The following is a 633-nucleotide window of genomic DNA, read 5'->3' on the forward strand; positions in this document are numbered from 1 at the left end:
ACGCTCAGTCGCTGGACGAACTGGCGCGGATGATCCGCCGCGACCGCAACCATCCCAGCATCGTGCTGTGGTCGCTGGGCAACGAGGAGCCGCAGATGGTGACCGCGCGCGGCGCGCGGATCGTCTCCAGCATGCAGCGCCTGGCGCGGCGCCTGGACCCGACCCGGCCCAGCACCTTCGCCATGGACAAGGGCTGGGACCGGCCCGAGGGCGTGGGCCGGGTGGTGGATGTGGTCGGCTTCAACTACCGCACCAACCAGATGGACGAATTCCACGCCCGCTTCCCGGACGTCCCGGTGTACGGGAGCGAGACCGCGTCCTCGGTCTCGGTGCGCGGCCACTACCTGCGCGATCCGGCCAGCGGCTACACCAGCGGCTACGACGGCAACTACCCGTGGTGGGCGTCCTCGTCCGAGTCGTGGTGGGCGTTCGTGGCCGAGCGGCCATGGGTGGCCGGGGGCTTCATCTGGACCGGCTTCGACTTCTGCTTGAAAAAAAAAAAAAAATCTACAAGAAATTGTAGAGTTGGAATAGATAACAGCACGTCAAGACGATGAGTGAGAGGAAACTCGAAATGAAGACGCATACACCGACAAAGGTATGCAGTAACTGGACAAGTCGTCACAAGCACTA

The 633-nt window shown here is 62.9% G+C and carries 1 pseudogene; it reads left to right on the top strand.

Features of this window, described 5'->3' with window-relative positions:
• Positions 1-485, top strand: a pseudogene (locus CSC70_RS13855) (glycoside hydrolase family 2 TIM barrel-domain containing protein); the annotation flags it as partial.
• Positions 486-633: the final 148 nt, after the last annotated feature.

The sequence above is a fragment of the Pseudoxanthomonas kalamensis DSM 18571 genome (assembly GCF_010211745.1).
Lineage (GTDB): Bacteria > Pseudomonadota > Gammaproteobacteria > Xanthomonadales > Xanthomonadaceae > Pseudoxanthomonas_A > Pseudoxanthomonas_A kalamensis.